The sequence below is a fragment of the Microseira sp. BLCC-F43 genome, from assembly GCF_041929235.1.
Classification (GTDB): Bacteria; Cyanobacteriota; Cyanobacteriia; order Cyanobacteriales; family Aerosakkonemataceae; genus Microseira.
The window spans coordinates 1-18,415 of the sequence record NZ_JBHFNP010000080.1; the positions used below are offsets into that span (position 1 = coordinate 1).

An 18,415-nucleotide genomic window follows, 5' to 3' on the forward strand; every position below is an offset into this window, starting at 1 on the left:
TGGGAGTTTCACCCGCCTTTAAAGGTCAAAGTGTCTGTGTTAATTATGGCATGTCCTAGGCATTTAAAAATGCCGCGTCGATGTTCCTCCACCACTTAAAAGATGGTGGTTTCCCATCTCCCGTAAGGTTTTAGATGAAAGGTGTTCAGTTTGTTCAACTACAAGATGGCTATAGTTATGGATTCTAATTCTTTACGAAAAACTTCTAATTCCTCCAATTTATCCGCATCTAATCAATACGACACCGTCCTTGCCGTCCAGAACCTGCAAGTCCAATTTCCTACCGCTGAAAAACCGATTAAAGCCGTTGACGGTATCTCGTTTGAAGTCAAGCGGGGGCAAACTCTGGGAATTGTCGGCGAGTCGGGGTCTGGGAAATCCGTCACCAGTCTCGCGGTGATGGGTTTAATCCCCCCACCCAGCCAAGTTAGCGGCGAAATTTGGTTTCAGGCATTTGTGGATCAAGGAGAAGAAGTTCGCCCCACGGAACCTCCGATCAATTTGCTGCGGTTGCCAAGGTCTAAAATGCAACAATATCGGGGCGGTAAGATTGCGATGATCTTCCAGGAACCGATGAGTTCCCTCAACCCGGTTTATACAATTGGGTTTCAGTTGGTGGAAGCAATTCGCCAGCATCAGAACGTTTCGCAAACAGAGGCGCGGCGAATTGCGATCTCTCTCCTCCTTGAAGTCAAACTGCTTCCTTCTGACGAGACGTTACGCCAAAATTATCTGGAATTTAGACAACAATTACCTATCCGCCAATCAGAACCCACAGAAGGGGAAATATCCCAGCACATCAACCAGAAAAAACTGGCAATCCTCGACCGCTATCCCCACCAACTTTCCGGCGGTCAAATTCAGCGGGTGATGATTGCAATGGCAATTTCCTGCAACCCCACGCTGTTAATTGCTGACGAACCTACCACCGCTTTAGACGTAACCGTGCAAGCGACCATCCTCGAATTGTTGCGCGAGTTGTGCAGCAAACGCGGCATGTCGATGATATTTATTACCCACGATCTAGGTGTAATTGCGGAAATAGCAGACGCGGTGGCGGTAATGTATCAAGGAAAAATCGTCGAGTCTGGTTTAGTTTGGCAAATTTTTTCTAACCCTCGCCATCCCTATACCAAGGGATTGTTAGCTTGTCGTCCCCGACTCAATCAGCAGTTGAAATATTTACCCACGGTGGCTGATTTTATGGAAGTCGTGACAGGTGAAAACGGCGAAATAGAAATTCGGGAAAAAAGCACGACGGCGGGGGACAAAAGGAGCAGGGGAGATATCTCTGCGTCGGGGAATATGTTCCCAGGGGAAGAGGCACTTTTATCGGTGCGCGAGTTAAAGGTAGGTTTTCCAGAACGGGGCATGTTTGGCGAAACGAAACGTTATTTTATGGCAGTAAATAAGGTTTCGTTTGATGTTTATCCGGGGGAAACATTGGGATTGGTGGGAGAATCAGGTTGCGGTAAAAGTACCCTCGCTCGCACTTTAATTCGATTAATCGAACCGATGAGCGGTCAGATTGTCTTTGAAGGGCAAGATATTACTAATTTAACGGGAAGAAGACTCCAGCAACTGCGGCGGGATGTGCAAATTGTGTTTCAAAATCCGTTTAGTTCCCTCGATCCGCGCATGAAAATTGGGGACGCGGTGATGGAACCTTTGTTAATTCACGCTGCCAATAAAAGCCGCCGCCAACATCGCGATCGCGTCGCCTATTTGTTAGAACGGGTAGGTTTAAATCCTAACTGGATGCACCGCTATCCCCACGAATTTTCTGGCGGACAGCGCCAGCGTGCCTGCATCGCGCGTGCTTTGGCGCTCAATCCTAAGTTTATTATTTGCGATGAGTCGGTTTCGGCGCTGGATGTTTCGGTGCAGGCGCAAGTCTTGAATTTGTTAAAAGAATTGCAAGCAGAATTTGGACTGACTTATATCTTTATTTCCCACGACTTAAACGTGGTGAAATTTATGAGCGATCGCATCATGGTAATGAACCGGGGTCAAATCGAAGAAATTGGCCCCGCCGAAATGATTTACCGCGAACCAAGCAAAGACTATACGCGCCAGTTAATTGCTTCTATTCCTACCGGAACTTTGGAGCGAATTCGGGAACGTCAATTGAGGTAGTTGATAGTTGATAGTTGATAGTTGATAGTTGATAGTTGATAGTTGACTAAATGTCAGCTGTTATAGAGGACGCTTTACCAATTACCATTGTTATACTTAACTAATTTTGCTTAAATATTCAATTGCCTTGGCGCGGTAGACGTTATCATAAGCAAAAGTGGATGCTTTTGAAAAGTCTTCCCTCGCTCGTTCTATGTCATTGATAGCTTGATAATATCTACCAAAGTAAAAGTTTTCCAGAAGGATCTTAAAGTCATTATCGATAAAATAAGCTGTCCCCATACCCATTTGAAAGTTGCGATCGCGTTTCTTTTCTTCTAAATATTCCTCTAATTTTTCTTTGGCCTTTACTGTATCATTTTTCAATAAATATAAGTAACAGTACGACAATTTGAGAGAAACTATTTTAATTAAAGGTAATGCCAGATCTAAATAGTTTTCTGCGATATCTAAATCTCTCTCTAGCATTAACAGATTTGCAGCGTATAAGCTGTAATATAACCCTTTTAAATTCTTATCTAATTTTCGGCTGTCTAGCTTATCTAACCACTCAATTGAATCTTCAAAGCGACCAAGCTGATGGTTAACATATGCTAGATTATAAATAGTTGCGTTTTTAAGATCTCTACTTAAGTGCGCATAGAAACTCTTTAAATTTCTATTCAAAAGTGCCAAAGCCCGCTCGTACTGTCCTTTAAAGATTAATTGAACTGGCTTTATTGTTCTCAGATAGATTTCAAATAATAAGAAACTAATGAATGTTAAAAATATTATATTGCTAATTAAAACACTAGGAATACCTGTAATTACTGCAATAACTGCACCTACAATTAATGCTAAAAATAAGCAAGTAATTGCTATCAAACTCACGATGATTGTATCAAGCAGGGTCTTCATAAAAAATGATATGAATTTTGTTATTGTTCGTAGTAGGGATTTCAGTCCTCAACGGGTAAAGAAGCAGGACTGAAGTCCTTACTACAAACAGCTTAACTGCGAATCAAAGCGCGCCACGCAAACAGGGGTAATGCCAACATTCGCCGCCAACGCCAAGGTTCTTGATACAGACGATAAAGCCACTCTAAATGATTATTTCTGAACCAAGCCGGAGCGCGGGACTTATTACCTGCCCAGATATCGAAACTGCCACCAACGCCGATCCAAGTGGCGTGGGGACAAAGGTGACGGTTTTGGGCGATCCACAATTCTTGGCGCGGGACGCCCAAACCGACTAAAATCAGGCGGGGCTGTAAATCTTGGAGGGTTTGTAGCAGTTGTTGTTCTTCTTGGGGCGAGAGATAGCCGTGAGCGGTGCGGGCGATCGCTAACCCCGGTACTCTACGCTGCCACATTTCTGCTGCTTCCTGAGCTACTCCGGGTGCGCCGCCGTAGAAAAATACAGGCCAAGACTTGCCCATTTGCCCAGCTTGCCACAAGAGAGACTCTGCCAATTCAATACCCGGACAACGCTGCACCTGCTTACCTTGGAAACGCAAGTACAGGACTACTCCCGATCCATCGGGGATTACCAACTCGGCTTGGGCGATCGCATCAGCCAAGTTAGCATTTTGCTCTGCCTGCACGGTCATTTCAGCATTTAGCGTCACCACGTGACCGCCCATACGCCTTTTCAACCGCTCTATCAGCCAGCCTGGATAATCATCTAAGAGATGAACTGGGAGTCCCAGCACGGAAAACCGTTGGGGTGCCTCAGTTACAACCTGTTTTTGCACAGTCTCTCCTTACCCTACTTTATGCAACAATAGCGTACCTCGATCCTCGATCGGCGCCCAGACTTCCAACGGACTATATTACAACACAGATTTGCTTCAAAGATAGCCGTTGGAGGGCTTTTGATCGTACTCAAACAACTCGTTTGACCGAACCATCAGCATATAACTCCATCGGCACTAACTCTAGTTTACCGTTAACTTTGACCTTAGAGTAGACAATGCGAACTAACGGAGAGTTGTTTTTGTTGTGGCGAGAAGACATATCGATCACCTTAATTTTTTTAACGTCGATTAGAGCAACAATGTTTGATGGAAATATTGGGTTGGTTTGTATTCCCTACTTATGTTTTCCAAACAGCTTGTTAAATATCCGGTTAAAATGAATCGAGTTTTGATAAAGCTTTTGAAAACCTTTTAAAGAGTAGAGTTTGCTGTGTTTCAACCAAGGGCAGATTGCTGAGCGGGGAGAGTCTACCACCTGCTACTAACTCCTACAATAGATACCAGAGAAATTCCAGGAATCTCAAGCTAAAACATTTGACAAGCATTGGGGCTAGGGACTAGGGTCTAGGGGCTAGGGCTTACATTTTCGTACCTTGGGTGCTACAGATGAAGCTGCCAAGTGTCCTAAAATAGCTTAATGTTTCAAGCAACTCGCAGGCGTTTAGCTCTTTGGTACACAGCCGTCACCGCAGTGGTGCTGCTGCTGTTTGCGACGGGGGTTTATATGTACGTCCGCAGCACTTTAATTGAACGGGTCGATGATACGCTTAACCATGTGGTGGAAGTGGTAGTGCGATCCCTGGTCATCGATCCAGTCAACAGTGCGGGGGATGGCAAATTGCGTATTAATCTAGAAGCCAGTTTTCCAGACAATGCCGACACCGTCGAAGACGATCGGATTGACTTAGAGTGGTTCAGTCCGACTGGCGAATTATTGTGGTCTACTTTTTCCTTCCCACTCAATATTCCCATCCATCTCAACCGTACCGGGGAAACCGTGCGCGTGGTGAGGTGGGCGGGTGAGCAGGTGAGCTTCAAAGCAGGGGAGCAAGTGACTAGGGGCAATGTCCCCGTGCTTCTTCCCATAGCAGAGGACAATTACCAATCCAAAATCCTCGCTCCAAAATCGAAAATTGCACCCTCCACTCTCGTCTTGCGGCAAGTAACCGAACGGGTAGAAATGGGACGACAGGTATTAGGTTATCTCCGGGTCAGCCATCCTTGGTTTGAAGTAACAAAACCCAGCCGCGAGCTAATTTTCGATCTCAGTTTGGGCATTGGTTTGATGGTAATCTCTGTAGCAGCAATTGGCTGGTTTCTTTCCGGACTGGCAATGAAACCCGTGCGAGAATCTTATCAACGCCTCAAACAATTCACCGCCGACGCTTCCCACGAACTCAGAAGCCCAATTGCCACGATTCAAACTAACGTACAGGTGGCTTTGGCAGATCCAGATTTAGAACCCCAGATGCATAGGCAGCAGTTACAGGTGATAGAAAGATTAACCCAGCGACTGGGGCGATTGGTGGACGATTTGCTGTTTTTGGCAAGACAAGATAGTGGCATGGTACAGCCTTGTTTTACTCCGGTTCCTCTGGATGCCTTATTAATGGAAGCGATCGAAGAACAACGTTTGGTAGCTGCCTCAAAAAACATTAACCTATCTTTAGATCTAGTAGAACCACCAACTGACATAACTGTCGATATATCAGAGGAAATTTATACCCTGGAGGGAGACTGGGATCAACTGGCGCGTTTATTTACAAATTTGGTGGGTAATGCGGTGCAATATACCTTGCCAGGGGGTCGAGTTGACGTAGAATTACAGCAAATTGGACGCCACAACTATACCCAGTTGCAAGTCAAAGTAAAAGATACCGGCATTGGTATTCCAGAAGATGCCCTAGGGCACCTATTCGATCGCTTTTATCGCGTCGATCAGGCGCGCAGTCGCGCCGTCGCAGCAGGATCGGGGTTAGGGCTAGCGATCGCATCTGCGATCGTCGAAAATCATCAAGGTCACATCCGGGTTGAAAGTATCCTCGATTGCGGCACAACATTTACCGTTACCTTACCGCGCCGCGTAGGCGAGCAGGTGAGCAAGTGAGCAGGTGAGCAGGTGAGCAGGTGAGCGCGCTGTAGGGGCGGGTTTTACCAACCAATCTGTGGAACCACGAAATATCTCGTTAAACGAAGAAACCGGGTTTCTTTGCCGATCTCTCGTTCCAAATACACGATTTTTCACAGAAACCTGCTTTCTTTGCCGGTGAGCCGCTAAAATCTAAAATCCCCCGACCTTGCCATCACCAAAGTTTCTTTGCCTAGATCTCGTTCCAAATCCACGATTTTTCACAGAAACCCGGTTTCTTTGCCGGTGAGCCGCTCAAATCTCAAATCTGCCATCTAAAATCTTAAATTTCCTTGACCCAAACGCGCATTTGTGTTAAATTTATAGGCCCAAATTGGGTTGCTAGGGCGACATCTGCTGCATCCCGTCCGTAGGCAATGGCGATGCGGTTTCCCCGCGGTTCTTTTTGGGTGGCGTCAAAGGTGTACCAGCGATCGCCTACAAATGCTTCAAACCAGGCGTGCAAGTCCATTGGTTCTAGTTCGTACAAATACCCTACCACCATGCGCGCCGGTATATTTAAACTGCGAGAAAGAGATATTCCTAAATGGACAAAGTCGCGGCAGACGCCAACCTGTTTTTCTATGGTTTCTAACGCCCAGGTCGAAGCATCGCTAGTGCCGTATTTATATGCAACATTCGTCTGAATCCAGCGACGAATTGCTTCTACTTGGTCGTAACCAGGCTCGCTATCGGCTACGATTTTAGATGCTTGGTCGCCCATGCGATCGCTCGGACAATACCGACTCGGTAGGATAAACTGAAGCACGCTGTCGGGTAAGTTCTGCACGGGTACGAATGGCGCACCCGCTTGCACATCGATTTGATCTGCCGTTACGACGCTGGCGGTGGCGCGAATGCGAAATGCACCTTGGGGCGCAACGAGTCGCTGACATATATTCCCGTAGCTATCAGTATATTCTAGCACTGGTACGTTTGGTTCCATTACGTATTCTTCCTGGAACACCCATTGCGCCAATCCGCTGCGGGGTCTGAGCATCAGAATTAGGGGAGTTGGTGCGATCGCTTCAAACAAAATCTCGCATCCTGCATTCAGTTGCATTTTTATCAGTCCTATATTGATTAATGTAAGTGTTAGTTGTTTGGCTGTAGATTATATTTTTTATCGATTATTTACCAATTTTTCCTCTTTCTTTAGATAGAATTATACCACCTACACCTCGTAAATAATAATTTCAATTAACCTCACTTTTGACATGTTTCTTAAGGCGGATGCAGAGTGGGAAGGTTTCGGAATAGGCTCAAGATCGTTGCCGCATCAAAGCCTTTAGAGACTTCCATGACGATTACTAATTTAAGAGATGATATTTCCTACACTTTGCTGAAAAAGATTGATGAAACCAATAGCAATCAAACACCTCATGAAGTCAATTTTACCAATTCGGACTTCGACGGACGCGACTTGACATTGGATAGTTTGGAGCAACACCTGGAATATTTGACTCTAAATGAATATATCAATGCTGATGTGACAGGGAATAATGCTCCAGAGTCTTTCACTTTAAAAGATGCAGAACTGACCGAAAAAGGTCAATACCTGTTGAAAAGATTGGGAGAAAAATACTCTCCTGCCAAGGAAAGCCAAGCCGTATCTATTGATGACAAAGATATGCCTTTCCTGGAAAAAGTTATGATTTATGGCGACATCCCCGATTTGTTTGACGCCAGAGATATTACAGAAGTTGTATTTCGCGTGATGCGCGATTTGATGACAACTGAAGCATCGGATCGGGTGGCAGAAGAACTGCACGAAGAAATCCTAGAAACCAAAGATAAAGCGCTGCAAATGGAAATTGCAGACCTTTGGAAAGATACAAATCCGATTGTAGGATTCTTGAGTCGGGTGCGTCCACCGTGGCAAGGCCCCGGTATTTTCAAAATTGATGACGATCGCTTTCTGTTCCGCGTGGCGAATGAAGGCGGGATGCCGCCAGAACGGGATCGGGAACAGGTTGTAAAAGCCGTATTTTCTGCAACCAAAGATGAATTATCCGCAGAACGGATTCAAGAAATAGCGAGTTGGCTTCCTGGCAAAGTCCGTCAATTGTGGGAAACAGCCTAGATCGGCAAGACAGTTATCGTTTCAAACCGGGTTTTTCAGTTGAGGTTAACGAATAGAAAGGCTTCTCTGAGTGGAAGAAACCCGGTTTTTTCCTGCGAAACAATCGCATTGAATTAGGGAGATGAAGCAATGAGATTTAAACAGCATTTAGGGATTGTGGGTGCTATTTGCAGCAGCTTACTGGTTAGCTATGGCGCTCACGCTCAAACCACCAATCCCACTCCTGGCGGTACAAACCCGGCGGATATGCAACGCATCTGTGCTGAGTACATGAACATGAACAGAAACCAAGCGCAGCAAAGCAACGGCACCGGCGGCACGACGGGTAACCTCGCCACGGGAACTACTGGAACGACTACCAGTCGCAACACGACGAACCGCACCGGCAGCACGACGGGTAACACCGCCAGCGGCACTACCGCGACTACCACTGGCACTGGTCAAGGAGTTGGTTCGTTGACGGCGGAAGAACTCGATCGTATGTGTGCCAACTTTATCAACAATTCGGGCAGCGGTAGCACTACACCATCCGTCACGGGTGGCGGTAGCACCCGCCCAACTGGACCTGGCAATACACAGAATCGCAGGTAGGGGCACGGCATCAACCATTTTTGCCATGGTCAAAACCATCTGTTGCCCGCCGTGCCCCTATTTTCAGGAGCGTGCAAAATATGTGCGGCAGTAGGGGCACGGCATCAACCATTTTTGCCATGGTCAAAACCATCTGTTGCCCGCCGTGCCCCTACTTTCAGGATCTTTTTGCCATGGTCAAAACCATCTGTTGCCCGCCGTGCCCCTAGTTTCAGGAGCTTTTTGCCATGGTCAAAACCATCTGTTGCCCGCCGTGCCCCTATTTTCAGGAGCGTGCAAAATATGTGCGGCAGTAGGGGCACGGCATCAACCATTTTTGCCATGGTCAAAACCATCTGTTGCCCGCCGTGCCCGTACTTTCAGGATCTTTTTGTCATGGTCAAAACCATCTGTTGCCCGCCGTGCCCCTAGTTTCAGGATCTTTTTACCATGGTCAAAACCATCTGTTGCCCGCCGTGCCCTTAGTAGGGGCACGGCATCAACCATTTTTACCATGGTCAAAACCATCTGTTGCCCGCCGTGCCCCTAGTTTCAGGATCTTTTTGCCATGGTCAAAACCATCTGTTGCCCGCCGTGCCCCTATGTTCAGGAGCGTGCAAAATATGGGCTATGGCGATCGCTTGATGGTAAGCTCTAGCAGCTTCGGCATAATTGCCTTGTTTCTGATAGAACTGGGCCAACAACTGCAAAGATTTGAGTTGTTGGTGCAGGTTTTCGGTTTCTCTGGCGATCGCTAACCTTTCCTGTAGCAATTGCAACCAGCGCTCGGTTCGCCCTACTGAACCGTGCGCCACGACTAAACCATCGATGGCGCGAAATTGGATATTGGGGGCGCGCCTTTCTCTAGCAATTCCTAGTGCTGCACCGTAAGCTCCAATGCTATCAGAGTAGCGATGAATGGCTAGGTAAGCATCGCCTAAATTATTGAAAGTATTCGCTTCCCCAAGTGGGTCATTACCTCGACGGCGTAATGTTGCCGCAGCTTCGTATAGTTTAATCGCGCGATCGTAATCTTTCTCTACAGCTGCTACTCTACCCAAATTCGACAGCGACGCTCCTTCAACAGCAAAGTTTCTGACGCTGCGGGAAATAGCTAATGCTTCGGCAAAAGTCGTTCTGGCTTCTGGGAAATTCTGCCGTTCGAGGAGAATACTACCCAGGTTATTCAGACCAAAAATTTGCCCTTGGAGGTCTTTATTACTGCGAGCAACTGCTAGTCGCCGTCTAAAAGCATCCTCGGCTTCTGGGTAACGACGTAATTCCCCATAAGCCAACCCAATAAAATCGTAAGTGCGACCAACGGCTTCTACATCGCCAATTTGATCATAAATTTCCAGCGCTTGCCACCAGTAAGAAATTGCTTTCTCCAGGTTTCCTTGGTGCTGCTGCTGGGAGCCTTGGCGAACTAACCGATCCGCTTCATCCCGCTGTTCCCCTTGAGTACCGTTGTTGATGCGGATGTTGTCGATTTGTTGATTCAGGTTATCGGTAGCTGGGTAAGGAATTAGAGGGGCAGAGGAGCCAAGCAGCAGAGGAGTACAGAAGCAGAGGAGCAAAAAATACAGCGGTTTGCCAGCGAGTGAAGTAAAGCCTTTTGGTTTCGTTTGTATAGCGGCAGCATTCATGCTGCCGCTATACCAACGAAGGTGTACCATCACCGAATGCAAACCGCTATAAATTTTTTTAACTCCCACTTGCTTTATTTGCTGACTTATGATTTTTCCTTTCATCAGTTGTTCTCTCTTCCCTCTCCCTCGTTAAAGAAGGCTGGGCAGATCCAATTCCGATTCTTGCTCTTGGTTACTAATATCTTGCCCCAGATAAATGGCGCGAATATCGGCGGGTAAGAACATTTGTAGCCGTTGACAGCCAGTTTGGATGGCATTTTTGATCTGATCTGGCGAAACACTTTCTCCCTCTGCTTGCAGATAAGCTGAAATTCGCGCTTCGCTCCAGTGAAAGGTCTGGGTCATTAAAGTTACCAAGCGCTCTATGGGTGGTAGGAGATCTAATGCTTGTTGGACGTAGCACCACAGGGGCGGCGAGGCTTCCTGTAAGCAGTAGTGGATCGATTCTACAGGGGGCAGTTCGGCTTGGTTGATACACAGCGCCGTCATGTTGATGATCCAGTTTTGCAGGTTAAAATTCTCCATACCGGGTACGGAAGCGCCGCGCAAGTCCAATTCCCCGATAGCGTGAAAGATATGCCGCCAGGTGATAGCGAACAGGTAGTCAGCTTGAACGGGCGATCGCGCGCTATGTCCGATTAAGGTAAATACAATCGGACTGTAGCGACAGAAAATCGCCGTAAAGTATTTCCCCTCGTCGGGATAGCGCTGAAACAAAGTCAGCAATTCCTGGTCGCTATGATGAGATACCGACTTGACCAGTGGGTGGTTGCTTTCTGGAAATTGAGGAATTCGCACAGCTTTAGCCACTCGCCGTGGCAACGAATCTTTAGCAATCACCCTAATATATCGGATTGCAGTCGGATGAGGTACACCGCAAGGCAAGTATAGCGGCAGCATTAATACTGCGCGCTTGACAAACTCAGCGATAACGCTTTCGCTCACTGAGAAAGCAATCCGCTGTATATGCGATCGCTACGATCTGCGGCTTTGCCGCCCGGATGGATAGCTCAAAGCAAAACCAGCGATCGGGCAGATGCGATCGCTGGTTAAGGTTAATCTTCTGATTCCTCGGTTACTTCAGCTTTTTTTAGTAGCTCAATAATTTCTACTTCCAATTGATCCATCGTTTCAACTGCTTCCAGCCTGTGCTTTCTATTCTCACGGAAACGAGCTTGAAGTCTCTCACCATGAGCATCCACATAGGCTAAGTACTGCTCTCGCAGTTGTTTTAGATGGTCAAGAATTTTCCCAAGGCTTGCCTCTGGGTTAACGCTTCTACCTGGACATCTCCCCTCGCCATCGCTTCTACCAGTTCCGAGCGGGTCATGTTGAAGCTCTTGGCTAGGCTCTCGAACATATCCCAAGCTTCCGGTTCTACACTCAGTCCCACTGTCTTGCGGTTCTTGCCCGATTTGGGGCGTCCCCTCTTGTTCATGCTTTAGTCCTCTCAAGTTATTGCCTCCATTTTTACATTTATACAAAAGTACTATTGACAAAGATATTTTACCTAAGTAATATTTTAAATGCAAGCAATTTTACTAATGTAAAAATATTCAAGGAGGTGATGTCTAGACGCGGATCGTTCGATCTTGAAGCATGAAAAAATTCGTCTGAACAATACAAATGCGCTTCGCGCCCAAGTTGGAGGCGATAGCGGCGCGCAGCGCATTTCTTCTCCTGTAAATGCGCGAACTGCTTGCGTAGATTGATGAAGCAACCGCGAGGAGGTGGCGCTACCTCGTGCCGCCTGAATTTAAACAGCGTGACGCTTTCGGATAGCGATCGCTTTAACTAACCAAAAACTGATATTGCAGCTAAACAAATTGAGGAGTCAGCAATGACTTATTTTCGCTACCAAGATTCGAGCAAACCTTGGCTAGTTTTGTTCTGCCAAGAAACCTACTGGCACATCATCGATCGATTTTTGCACGAAGCCGATGCTAAATCCTGCTGGCGGGGATTGACGGTATTTGTTAAACAAAATGCTTCCACTCTCAAAATTATCAACATCAACGATCCTCGCTCGTGGAAGTGGGAGGATCGATCGGATAGCCTTGCATAAGTCCTGATATCATATCCGTTGAATTGCCCATCATAAAAAACATCACTCTGTCGTTGCGTAGGGACACGGCATTATATATATCTCGGACAAACAGATAACTTTGATCGTGCCGTGTCCCGGCTGCTAATTATGGGTAATCGACCGGACATGATATGACCAGTTGGTATGGGCGATAGGCCAAAGACAGGCTGCGCGTAAAGCGGCGAAGTGAAACTTATCCGATCAAAAACTGGCGTTGAGAGCCTACGTGGTATGCTGGCGAGGAAGTGCGATGCGACCAGTTGTCCGGCGAGCGCACAAATTTTGATCCAAGCTCATGGCAGATGCCCGCTTGCTACAATAAACTTGCCCGGTAAGCAGATGCTGACCTCTCCGTCAAGTTAATTTAAGTGCCTATTGCCTTCCATGTTAGATAGCTTATTTTCAACCCAAGGGATAATGGTGATGCTGCTGGTCGCCTATGCAGGTGCCATGTGGATGTTCCTCACCAGCGCGCCAAAAGTTCATACGATCATGGTGTCCGATCTAGAGATTGCCCGACGCTTTTATGAAGGTTTGCTAGACTTGTCAGCAGCAGAAGTGCCGCTGCACTACTACTACAACTACGAGCAAACCCTTGGTACGACTGCTGGTTTTGACCCGCTTTACATGTCCGCTACTCCCCGCGTCTCTACAACTAGCGGATTGAATGCGCCGGATGGTCTTTGGTATCAGCTGAAAAAGAATACCCAGTTGCATATTATTACTGGCGCTAGTATGGGGGAAAAAGACCGACACCGCCACGTCTGCTTCGATCGCGATTGTCTAGAACAAGTGCTGCTGCGGGTGCAAGCGCGAGGTATTAAGCACAAAATTCGCCGCGATAAGCCGCTCAATTTTTTGGTAAAAGACTATGATGGGCGCGTGATTGAAATGGCAGAGGTTTCTAATTAACTCAAGTTGCTAATCGCTAATGGCTAATTGCTAATTGCTAATGGGAGCCTTTTTCCTTGCATTAGCCATGAGCAACTCTTTTGAGATAACTATTAGTCTTAAAACCCTAGCCATTAGCCATTAGCCATTAGCCATTAGGGATTCTCGCTTCGCTTTCAGGAAGCATTGCGAAGCGCTTCAATATCGCCCTCCATAATCAAATTGATATTCCGCGTTATTTTGCCAATTTCCCAATCCCACCAGCGAATCATCAGCAGTTGGGCAATTTCAGCTTCGCTAAATCTTTGTTTGATAATACCTGCGGGGTTTCCACCTACGATAGTGTAGGCTGGAACGTCTTTCACTACCACCGATCTCGCCGCCACTATCGCACCGTCTCCAATTTTAACTCCGGGCATGATCAACGAATCGTAGCCAATCCAGACATCGTTGCCAATAATCGTATCGCCTCTACTCGGCAGATCGATTAACTTGTCCATCCCTGTTTCCCACCCATGTCCGAAAATTGGGAAGGGATAGGTGGAAATTCCATCCAGCTTGTGGTTCGCGCCGTTCATGATAAATTTAACACCCGTAGCGATCCCGCAAAACTTGCCGATGATTAACCGATCGCTCTCATAGTTATACAATACGTTGCGCTCGAACCCTTCCGGGTCAACCGGATCGTCGTAATAAGAATAATCCCCCACTATTATGTTCGGCGATTTGACGAAATTTTTGATAAATACCACTCGACGTTGATCCGCCATTGGATAAGGTCTATTTGGATCTGGTCCTAATTGTTCCATTAGCGAGCAATCTTTATTTTGAGATTGTTTCATTCCTAATTTTAACGCTGATATGAGCGCTAAGGTATTTACAATCTTGCTTTTTTGGCGTACACTTTAGATCATCGAAATATTGACAAAATTATTATTTTAAGATATTTCTTCCTCATCGATTCCAGTATATCAGAAAAAAAAGAAACCTGTCAAGCTTTTTTCTATATATTTTGCTGAGTCAGATAGAAGAGAAAGAGGAGTGGGATATGCCTACCTTTCCCTGGGGGAATGGATCTATATTGTGATTGGTTGGTAAATGGTTTAGGCGACAATTGATCGGGGGTAAGCTAGCAAGAGATATGGTAGGATTTGGCAAAAGTAGATCGCAGCGATATGCCTCCGGCACGCTGGCGCGAGCGCACAGATGACGCGATTCATTTACGACCAGTTTGCTAAGGATTATTTGTCGGAACTATTATCGCCTATAGGAACGGTGACTCCCAGTCGTGACGTAAATTCAGAAGTGCGAGAAATAGATGTTTATTTCACGCCTGGGACTGCTAGAGCAGATTACGTAGAAACACTGGGAATCTTGGGAAAAATGGCAACCACGACGGCGCTGTTTGAACCGTTTCGCAATCCCGTCAGCGTCAGCGAGGTGCGTAGTTGTGTGAGTAAATTGTTGGATGTAATAGCAGAATTAGAGCGCAGATCGAGACGAGAAAATACTAGGTGTGAGGAAGCAGAATTACCAAAACTATGGATTCTGACTCCGACAGCCTCAGAAATGTTGTTAAATGGGTTTAATGCTACCCCAGACGAAGAGAACTGGCTTGAAGGAATTTAATTTGTAGGAGAATATTGGCGGACGGCGATTGTGGTCATCCATCAATTGCCAGTAACAGAAGCAACCTTGTGGTTGAGAATCTTGGGTAGGGGGAAGGTGCAGGAAAGAGCAATATCGCAGTTGAGTGGGTTATCGGTCGAGAACCCAATTCGCGCTACTGCGCTAGAATTAGCGTACCAGTTGCAATCTAACTTAGGGACAAATCAACAACAGCAATTAGATCGAGAAGAGAGGGAGTTGGTTATGGCGATCGCACCTTTGTTTCAAGAGCAATTACAGGCGGCTGAACTACGAGGCAGAGAAGAAGGACAGCGATTGATTTTAGCCAACTTTCTGCGGGGAAGGTTTGGTGAATTAGACGCGCCTTTGACTGTTTTTTTAGTCCCGGTATCGGCTTTACCTGCTAGTGAATTTGCCCTGTTGTTGCTGCAATTATCGACGCTGACAGTGGATGAATCAGGGATTGAGCAAGCTAGAAGGTTGCTAGCAGAAAATGTGCTGAAAATGCGCTTCGGGGAGTTAGGGGAACGGTTAAACGATTTGGTGTCAAATTTACTGGCATTGTCTGGGGAAGAGTTAGCGTTATTGCTGGAACAGTTGCGGCAATTGCCTGATGAAGAACTGTTGGCTAGACTATCGAATTAGACTGGTTAAAAATGGCGATCGCGCTTGATAAAATAGGTAGGTTGGATTGAGGTAACGAAACCCAACCAACTTTCTACTTTCTGATTGCTATCTCACTGGCGCTGCCAAATTTTGATTGTATTGTCCGAACTACCACTAACGATAATCTGTTCATCCGGGCTAAATGCTACGGACATAACCACGTCGGAATGACCTTTAAGAGTGCGAATTTCTCTGCCGGTACTCACCTGCCAAATTTTGATTGTTGCGTCCGAACTACAACTAGCGAGAATCTGCCCATCAGGGCTAAATGCTAAGGAAGCAACCCCGTCGGAATGACCTTTAAGAGTGGAAATTTTTCTGCCGGTACTCATCTGCCACAGTTTGATTGTTTTGTCCCCACTACCACTAGCAAGAATCTGCCCATCAGGGCTAAATGGAAACGCATCATGGGGGAGATAATGCTCCTGCAAAGTCCTAACACATAGCCAATTATGAGGTAAGAACAAACATTTCAGCGCCGCTAATACTGCGGTTGCTGATTGATACCGCTGACGATAATCAAACTTCACCATCTTATCGATAACATCAGCCAATTGTTGGCTAACCTGTGCTTTATCCCGCCACAATGTTTCAGCTTGAGGACGTTTCGGAAAACCACCGATTCGCGGGTCGGGGTCTATCCCCGTGAGGGCAAAAATCCCCATCATTCCCACTGCATGAATATCGCTGCAAAAATGAGCGTTATTATTAAATTGTTCGATGGGCATATACCCCGGAGTGCCGATAATGGCAGTTAATAGGGTACTATTAGCCGACCTTGCCCTGACTTGTTTAATTCCCCCGAAGTCAATCAGCACAATCTTCCCATCTCTACGGCGGATAATATTGGCTGGCTTAATATCCCGGTGAATTACCTGATTTTGATGCACATATTCCAATACTTCCAGAATCTCGATTAACAGCTTAATTACCTGAGTTTCCCCTAACCTTTGCCCGCGTTTAATTTCCTGAGTTAGGTCATTGCCCTCAATCAACTCTTGCACGATATAGAAAACTCGCTCTTCCTGAAAGTGTGCCAAAAGCTGAGGGATTTGGGGATGACTTCCCAACTTAAATAAAAACTCGGCTTCTTTCTCAAATAAATACAGAGTCTCTGGCGATAAAGCATCCGGCTTTAATTGTTTGATCGCACAATGCTGGTTATTTTGCCAACGGTCTGCGGCGATAAAGGTAGCGCCAAATCCGCCTTGTCCCAATTTGCGGATGATGTGGTAGCGACTGTTGAGGATTGTGCCAATCATTGGTGAGGGGATTTTGCGTAAGTCTTTGTTATTAATGTAACCTGAGCGAGACAGGTTTTTAATCCAGGACTGAGACACGACAATCCTAGAAGAAGGGTTTCTGAGTAGGGGCACGGCATCCAAGATATTGTGTACAAGGGAACATTTTATGATTGCCGTGCCCCTACGCAAGATTTTTCCCAGAAACCCGGTTGGTTTAACATCCCAGAAACCGGGTTTCTGCGTAGATCTATATCAAACGGAAGATTGTTCCAAGAAACCCGGTTTCTTAACCTCTGGCAATTAAAATCCTTCCAGGACTGCACTACCAGTTCCTTGAAACATCACCCAAGATAAGAAAAAATTCGATATAAAAATAGCCATCAACGCCGTCACAACCGCAGTTGTTGTCGATTGTCCCACACCTTTCGCGCCACCTGTCGTTGTTAAGCCCCAACTACACCCAATTACTGCTATTAACCCGCCAAAACAAAACGCTTTAACTGCTGCACTGGCGAGATCCGAAACATTCAAGAAATTGCGAACCGAATCTAAAAATACCGTTTGGGAAATATCATACATGCTCGTTGCAATCAACAATCCGCCAACCAAGCCAGTTAATAGGCACATAATTGTTAAAATTGGCAGCATCAAACAGCAAGCAAGGACGCGGGGAATCACTAAATAATCGATCGGATCGGTTTTGAGGACATACAAGGCGTCGATTTGTTCGGTGACGCGCATCGTGCCGATTTCTGCGGCAAACGCGGAACCGACGCGCCCTGCTACAATTACAGCGGTGAGGACTGGGGCGAGTTCCCTCGCTAATGCAATCGCTAACACTCCCCCCACAGCAGTCGTCGCCCCAAAGTTGATAAACTCTCGCGCTACCTGAATCGTAAACACCATGCCGACAAAACTGGCGGTTAACAGCGCGATCGCTAATGATTCTGGGCCAACCATCGCCATTTGGTCAAGGGTGTTGCGCCGATGAATTTTTCCCGCCAATAGGTGCATCAACACCTGTCCGCCTAGTAAAATTGCCGCCAGCAAGCGCTGTCCCCACATTCCCAAGCTGAATCTAGAAATTTTCTCCCTCACCGCGCCTCCAACTCGCACTTCGTTAAGTTGTATTTCAATCCTGAACGATCGCTCAGTACATTCCCTGTCTATTTTTAATGAAAACTTAAGATTCTTGTCTTTTTGCCGATCTGGCGGAGATTCCGCGTATTGTGTATGTGACGGGTGTCAATCACTGGTATCTGTCGTCGGTGTTACCAGCGTTCTAATATAGACCATGAGTATTTTGCCCAACTTTTTCCGCTCCCTGCTGCTAACGAGTATCTTTAGCTTTGCTACCCCGATCCTGTTAGTGGGGGGAATGCTGGCAGGTTCTTGCCTGGTGCGCTACATTCCCGGTTTGCAAATAATCGGTCAGTCTGGTGCTGAGTCTATCTGGCAGTTTTTGGCAATTTTTGGCAGCGGATCGCCCAGCGAGGGCATTTTGGCGATCGCTTTCACCTTTGGTTTGGTGGGTGTTTTGTTTGATACTTATGCGTTTTACAGGTATCAAACGCTACGAGGTAATTAAGAAATTTTA

At 46.5% G+C, this 18,415-nt stretch carries 22 protein-coding genes; 9 read left to right on the forward strand and 13 right to left on the reverse strand.

Features of this window, described 5'->3' with window-relative positions; translation table 11 throughout:
• The first annotated feature begins 177 nt into the window (after window positions 1-177).
• Entirely contained in the window at window positions 178-2,136 is a 1,959-nt protein-coding gene (locus ACE1CM_RS12320; protein ID WP_374877767.1) for an ABC transporter ATP-binding protein, read from the forward strand.
• 96 nt (window positions 2,137-2,232) lie between these two features.
• Here ACE1CM_RS12320 and ACE1CM_RS12325 read toward each other — a convergent pair whose 3' ends face one another.
• From ACE1CM_RS12325 to ACE1CM_RS12335, 3 genes are all read right to left on the reverse strand, one after another.
• The gene (locus tag ACE1CM_RS12325; RefSeq protein ID WP_374877768.1) at window positions 2,233-3,033 is read right to left on the reverse strand and encodes a hypothetical protein; all 801 of its coding nucleotides are present in this window, start codon (window positions 3,031-3,033) and stop codon (window positions 2,233-2,235) included.
• A 92-nt stretch (window positions 3,034-3,125) separates the two neighbouring features.
• Window positions 3,126-3,869: a WecB/TagA/CpsF family glycosyltransferase gene (locus ACE1CM_RS12330; RefSeq protein ID WP_374877769.1), complete on the reverse strand. Its 744-nt coding sequence runs from the start codon at window positions 3,867-3,869 to the stop codon at window positions 3,126-3,128.
• A 130-nt stretch (window positions 3,870-3,999) separates the two neighbouring features.
• A complete protein-coding gene (locus ACE1CM_RS12335) occupies window positions 4,000-4,131 on the reverse strand; it encodes a hypothetical protein (protein WP_374877770.1) in 132 nt (43 codons plus the stop codon).
• Window positions 4,132-4,509: 378 nt separating this feature from the next.
• Between ACE1CM_RS12335 and ACE1CM_RS12340 the strand changes: the two genes are divergently transcribed.
• Window positions 4,510-5,979, forward strand: a complete 1,470-nt coding sequence (locus tag ACE1CM_RS12340) for a sensor histidine kinase (protein WP_374877771.1) — start codon at window positions 4,510-4,512, stop codon at window positions 5,977-5,979.
• A 304-nt stretch (window positions 5,980-6,283) separates the two neighbouring features.
• On the opposite strand, the gene ACE1CM_RS12345 is transcribed toward ACE1CM_RS12340, so the two are convergent.
• Complete coding sequence (locus ACE1CM_RS12345; RefSeq protein ID WP_374877772.1) at window positions 6,284-7,063, reverse strand: transglutaminase domain-containing protein; 780 nt, start codon at window positions 7,061-7,063, stop codon at window positions 6,284-6,286.
• Window positions 7,064-7,300: 237 nt separating this feature from the next.
• On the opposite strand from ACE1CM_RS12345, the gene ACE1CM_RS12350 reads away from it, so the two are divergent.
• Both ACE1CM_RS12350 and ACE1CM_RS12355 read left to right on the forward strand, forming a co-directional pair.
• Window positions 7,301-8,083: a DUF2267 domain-containing protein gene (locus ACE1CM_RS12350; protein ID WP_374877773.1), complete on the forward strand. Its 783-nt coding sequence runs from the start codon at window positions 7,301-7,303 to the stop codon at window positions 8,081-8,083.
• A 129-nt stretch (window positions 8,084-8,212) separates the two neighbouring features.
• On the forward strand, window positions 8,213-8,674 hold the full coding sequence (locus tag ACE1CM_RS12355) for a hypothetical protein (protein ID WP_374877774.1): 462 nt from the start codon (window positions 8,213-8,215) through the stop codon (window positions 8,672-8,674).
• 104 nt (window positions 8,675-8,778) lie between these two features.
• Here the strand turns inward: ACE1CM_RS12355 and ACE1CM_RS12360 are convergent, their stop codons facing one another.
• The 6 genes from ACE1CM_RS12360 to ACE1CM_RS12385 all read right to left on the reverse strand — a co-directional run bounded on the left by ACE1CM_RS12360 (window position 8,779) and on the right by ACE1CM_RS12385 (window position 11,740).
• A complete protein-coding gene (locus tag ACE1CM_RS12360; protein ID WP_374877775.1) occupies window positions 8,779-8,997 on the reverse strand; it encodes a hypothetical protein in 219 nt (72 codons plus the stop codon).
• Window positions 8,981-9,175: a hypothetical protein gene (locus ACE1CM_RS12365; RefSeq protein ID WP_374877776.1), complete on the reverse strand. Its 195-nt coding sequence runs from the start codon at window positions 9,173-9,175 to the stop codon at window positions 8,981-8,983. The genes ACE1CM_RS12360 and ACE1CM_RS12365 overlap by 17 nt, the downstream gene beginning before the upstream one ends.
• A gap of 50 nt (window positions 9,176-9,225) precedes the next feature.
• Window positions 9,226-10,404: a tetratricopeptide repeat protein gene (locus ACE1CM_RS12370; protein WP_374877777.1), complete on the reverse strand. Its 1,179-nt coding sequence runs from the start codon at window positions 10,402-10,404 to the stop codon at window positions 9,226-9,228.
• 27 nt (window positions 10,405-10,431) lie between these two features.
• Window positions 10,432-11,100: a sigma-70 family RNA polymerase sigma factor gene (locus ACE1CM_RS12375; protein ID WP_374877793.1), complete on the reverse strand. Its 669-nt coding sequence runs from the start codon at window positions 11,098-11,100 to the stop codon at window positions 10,432-10,434.
• A gap of 257 nt (window positions 11,101-11,357) precedes the next feature.
• Window positions 11,358-11,504: a hypothetical protein gene (locus ACE1CM_RS12380; protein WP_374877778.1), complete on the reverse strand. Its 147-nt coding sequence runs from the start codon at window positions 11,502-11,504 to the stop codon at window positions 11,358-11,360.
• A gap of 29 nt (window positions 11,505-11,533) precedes the next feature.
• Window positions 11,534-11,740 (reverse strand): hypothetical protein, encoded by a 207-nt coding sequence (locus ACE1CM_RS12385; RefSeq protein WP_374877779.1) that lies wholly within the window; start codon window positions 11,738-11,740, stop codon window positions 11,534-11,536.
• A 402-nt stretch (window positions 11,741-12,142) separates the two neighbouring features.
• Here ACE1CM_RS12385 and ACE1CM_RS12390 point away from each other — a divergent pair, with 402 nt between their 5' ends.
• Together ACE1CM_RS12390 and ACE1CM_RS12395 are read left to right on the forward strand one after the other, a co-directional pair.
• Entirely contained in the window at window positions 12,143-12,367 is a 225-nt protein-coding gene (locus ACE1CM_RS12390; protein WP_374877780.1) for a hypothetical protein, read from the forward strand.
• 405 nt (window positions 12,368-12,772) lie between these two features.
• A complete protein-coding gene (locus ACE1CM_RS12395) occupies window positions 12,773-13,300 on the forward strand; it encodes a glyoxalase-like domain protein (protein ID WP_226594449.1) in 528 nt (175 codons plus the stop codon).
• A 155-nt stretch (window positions 13,301-13,455) separates the two neighbouring features.
• On the opposite strand, the gene ACE1CM_RS12400 is transcribed toward ACE1CM_RS12395, so the two are convergent.
• Window positions 13,456-14,088, reverse strand: coding sequence for a Vat family streptogramin A O-acetyltransferase (locus ACE1CM_RS12400; protein WP_374877794.1), 633 nt, complete (start codon window positions 14,086-14,088; stop codon window positions 13,456-13,458).
• A 397-nt stretch (window positions 14,089-14,485) separates the two neighbouring features.
• Here ACE1CM_RS12400 and ACE1CM_RS12405 point away from each other — a divergent pair, with 397 nt between their 5' ends.
• On the forward strand, window positions 14,486-14,908 hold the full coding sequence (locus ACE1CM_RS12405; RefSeq protein ID WP_374877781.1) for a hypothetical protein: 423 nt from the start codon (window positions 14,486-14,488) through the stop codon (window positions 14,906-14,908).
• Window positions 14,909-14,938: 30 nt separating this feature from the next.
• A complete protein-coding gene (locus ACE1CM_RS12410; protein ID WP_374877782.1) occupies window positions 14,939-15,553 on the forward strand; it encodes a hypothetical protein in 615 nt (204 codons plus the stop codon).
• Window positions 15,554-15,645: 92 nt separating this feature from the next.
• On the opposite strand, the gene ACE1CM_RS12415 is transcribed toward ACE1CM_RS12410, so the two are convergent.
• Together ACE1CM_RS12415 and ACE1CM_RS12420 are read right to left on the reverse strand one after the other, a co-directional pair.
• Entirely contained in the window at window positions 15,646-16,914 is a 1,269-nt protein-coding gene (locus ACE1CM_RS12415) for a protein kinase (protein WP_374877783.1), read from the reverse strand.
• Between the two features lie 204 nt (window positions 16,915-17,118).
• Window positions 17,119-17,883 (reverse strand): MlaE family lipid ABC transporter permease subunit, encoded by a 765-nt coding sequence (locus ACE1CM_RS12420; RefSeq protein WP_374877795.1) that lies wholly within the window; start codon window positions 17,881-17,883, stop codon window positions 17,119-17,121.
• Window positions 17,884-18,112: 229 nt separating this feature from the next.
• On the opposite strand from ACE1CM_RS12420, the gene ACE1CM_RS12425 reads away from it, so the two are divergent.
• A complete protein-coding gene (locus ACE1CM_RS12425) occupies window positions 18,113-18,406 on the forward strand; it encodes a hypothetical protein (protein ID WP_226588332.1) in 294 nt (97 codons plus the stop codon).
• The last annotated feature ends 9 nt before the right edge of the window (window positions 18,407-18,415 follow it).

Bases quoted from the DNA above. Each gene is read 5' to 3' on its own strand.
- ACE1CM_RS12420 (WP_374877795.1), bottom strand. From the start codon at position 17,883: ATGTGGGGACAGCGCTTGCTGGCGGCAATTTTACTAGGCGGACAGGTG.
- ACE1CM_RS12360 (WP_374877775.1), bottom strand. From the start codon at position 8,997: ATGGCAAAAATGGTTGATGCCGTGCCCCTACTGCCGCACATATTTTGC.
- ACE1CM_RS12325 (WP_374877768.1), bottom strand. From the start codon at position 3,033: ATGAAGACCCTGCTTGATACAATCATCGTGAGTTTGATAGCAATTACT.
- ACE1CM_RS12335 (WP_374877770.1), bottom strand. From the start codon at position 4,131: ATGTCTTCTCGCCACAACAAAAACAACTCTCCGTTAGTTCGCATTGTC.
- ACE1CM_RS12390 (WP_374877780.1), top strand. From the start codon at position 12,143: ATGACTTATTTTCGCTACCAAGATTCGAGCAAACCTTGGCTAGTTTTG.
- ACE1CM_RS12350 (WP_374877773.1), top strand. From the start codon at position 7,301: ATGACGATTACTAATTTAAGAGATGATATTTCCTACACTTTGCTGAAA.
- ACE1CM_RS12425 (WP_226588332.1), top strand. From the start codon at position 18,113: ATGAGTATTTTGCCCAACTTTTTCCGCTCCCTGCTGCTAACGAGTATC.
- ACE1CM_RS12345 (WP_374877772.1), bottom strand. From the start codon at position 7,063: ATGCAACTGAATGCAGGATGCGAGATTTTGTTTGAAGCGATCGCACCA.
- ACE1CM_RS12400 (WP_374877794.1), bottom strand. From the start codon at position 14,088: ATGGAACAATTAGGACCAGATCCAAATAGACCTTATCCAATGGCGGAT.
- ACE1CM_RS12370 (WP_374877777.1), bottom strand. From the start codon at position 10,404: ATGAAAGGAAAAATCATAAGTCAGCAAATAAAGCAAGTGGGAGTTAAA.
- ACE1CM_RS12385 (WP_374877779.1), bottom strand. From the start codon at position 11,740: ATGAACAAGAGGGGACGCCCCAAATCGGGCAAGAACCGCAAGACAGTG.
- ACE1CM_RS12320 (WP_374877767.1), top strand. From the start codon at position 178: ATGGATTCTAATTCTTTACGAAAAACTTCTAATTCCTCCAATTTATCC.
- ACE1CM_RS12355 (WP_374877774.1), top strand. From the start codon at position 8,213: ATGAGATTTAAACAGCATTTAGGGATTGTGGGTGCTATTTGCAGCAGC.
- ACE1CM_RS12340 (WP_374877771.1), top strand. From the start codon at position 4,510: ATGTTTCAAGCAACTCGCAGGCGTTTAGCTCTTTGGTACACAGCCGTC.
- ACE1CM_RS12405 (WP_374877781.1), top strand. From the start codon at position 14,486: ATGACGCGATTCATTTACGACCAGTTTGCTAAGGATTATTTGTCGGAA.
- ACE1CM_RS12395 (WP_226594449.1), top strand. From the start codon at position 12,773: ATGTTAGATAGCTTATTTTCAACCCAAGGGATAATGGTGATGCTGCTG.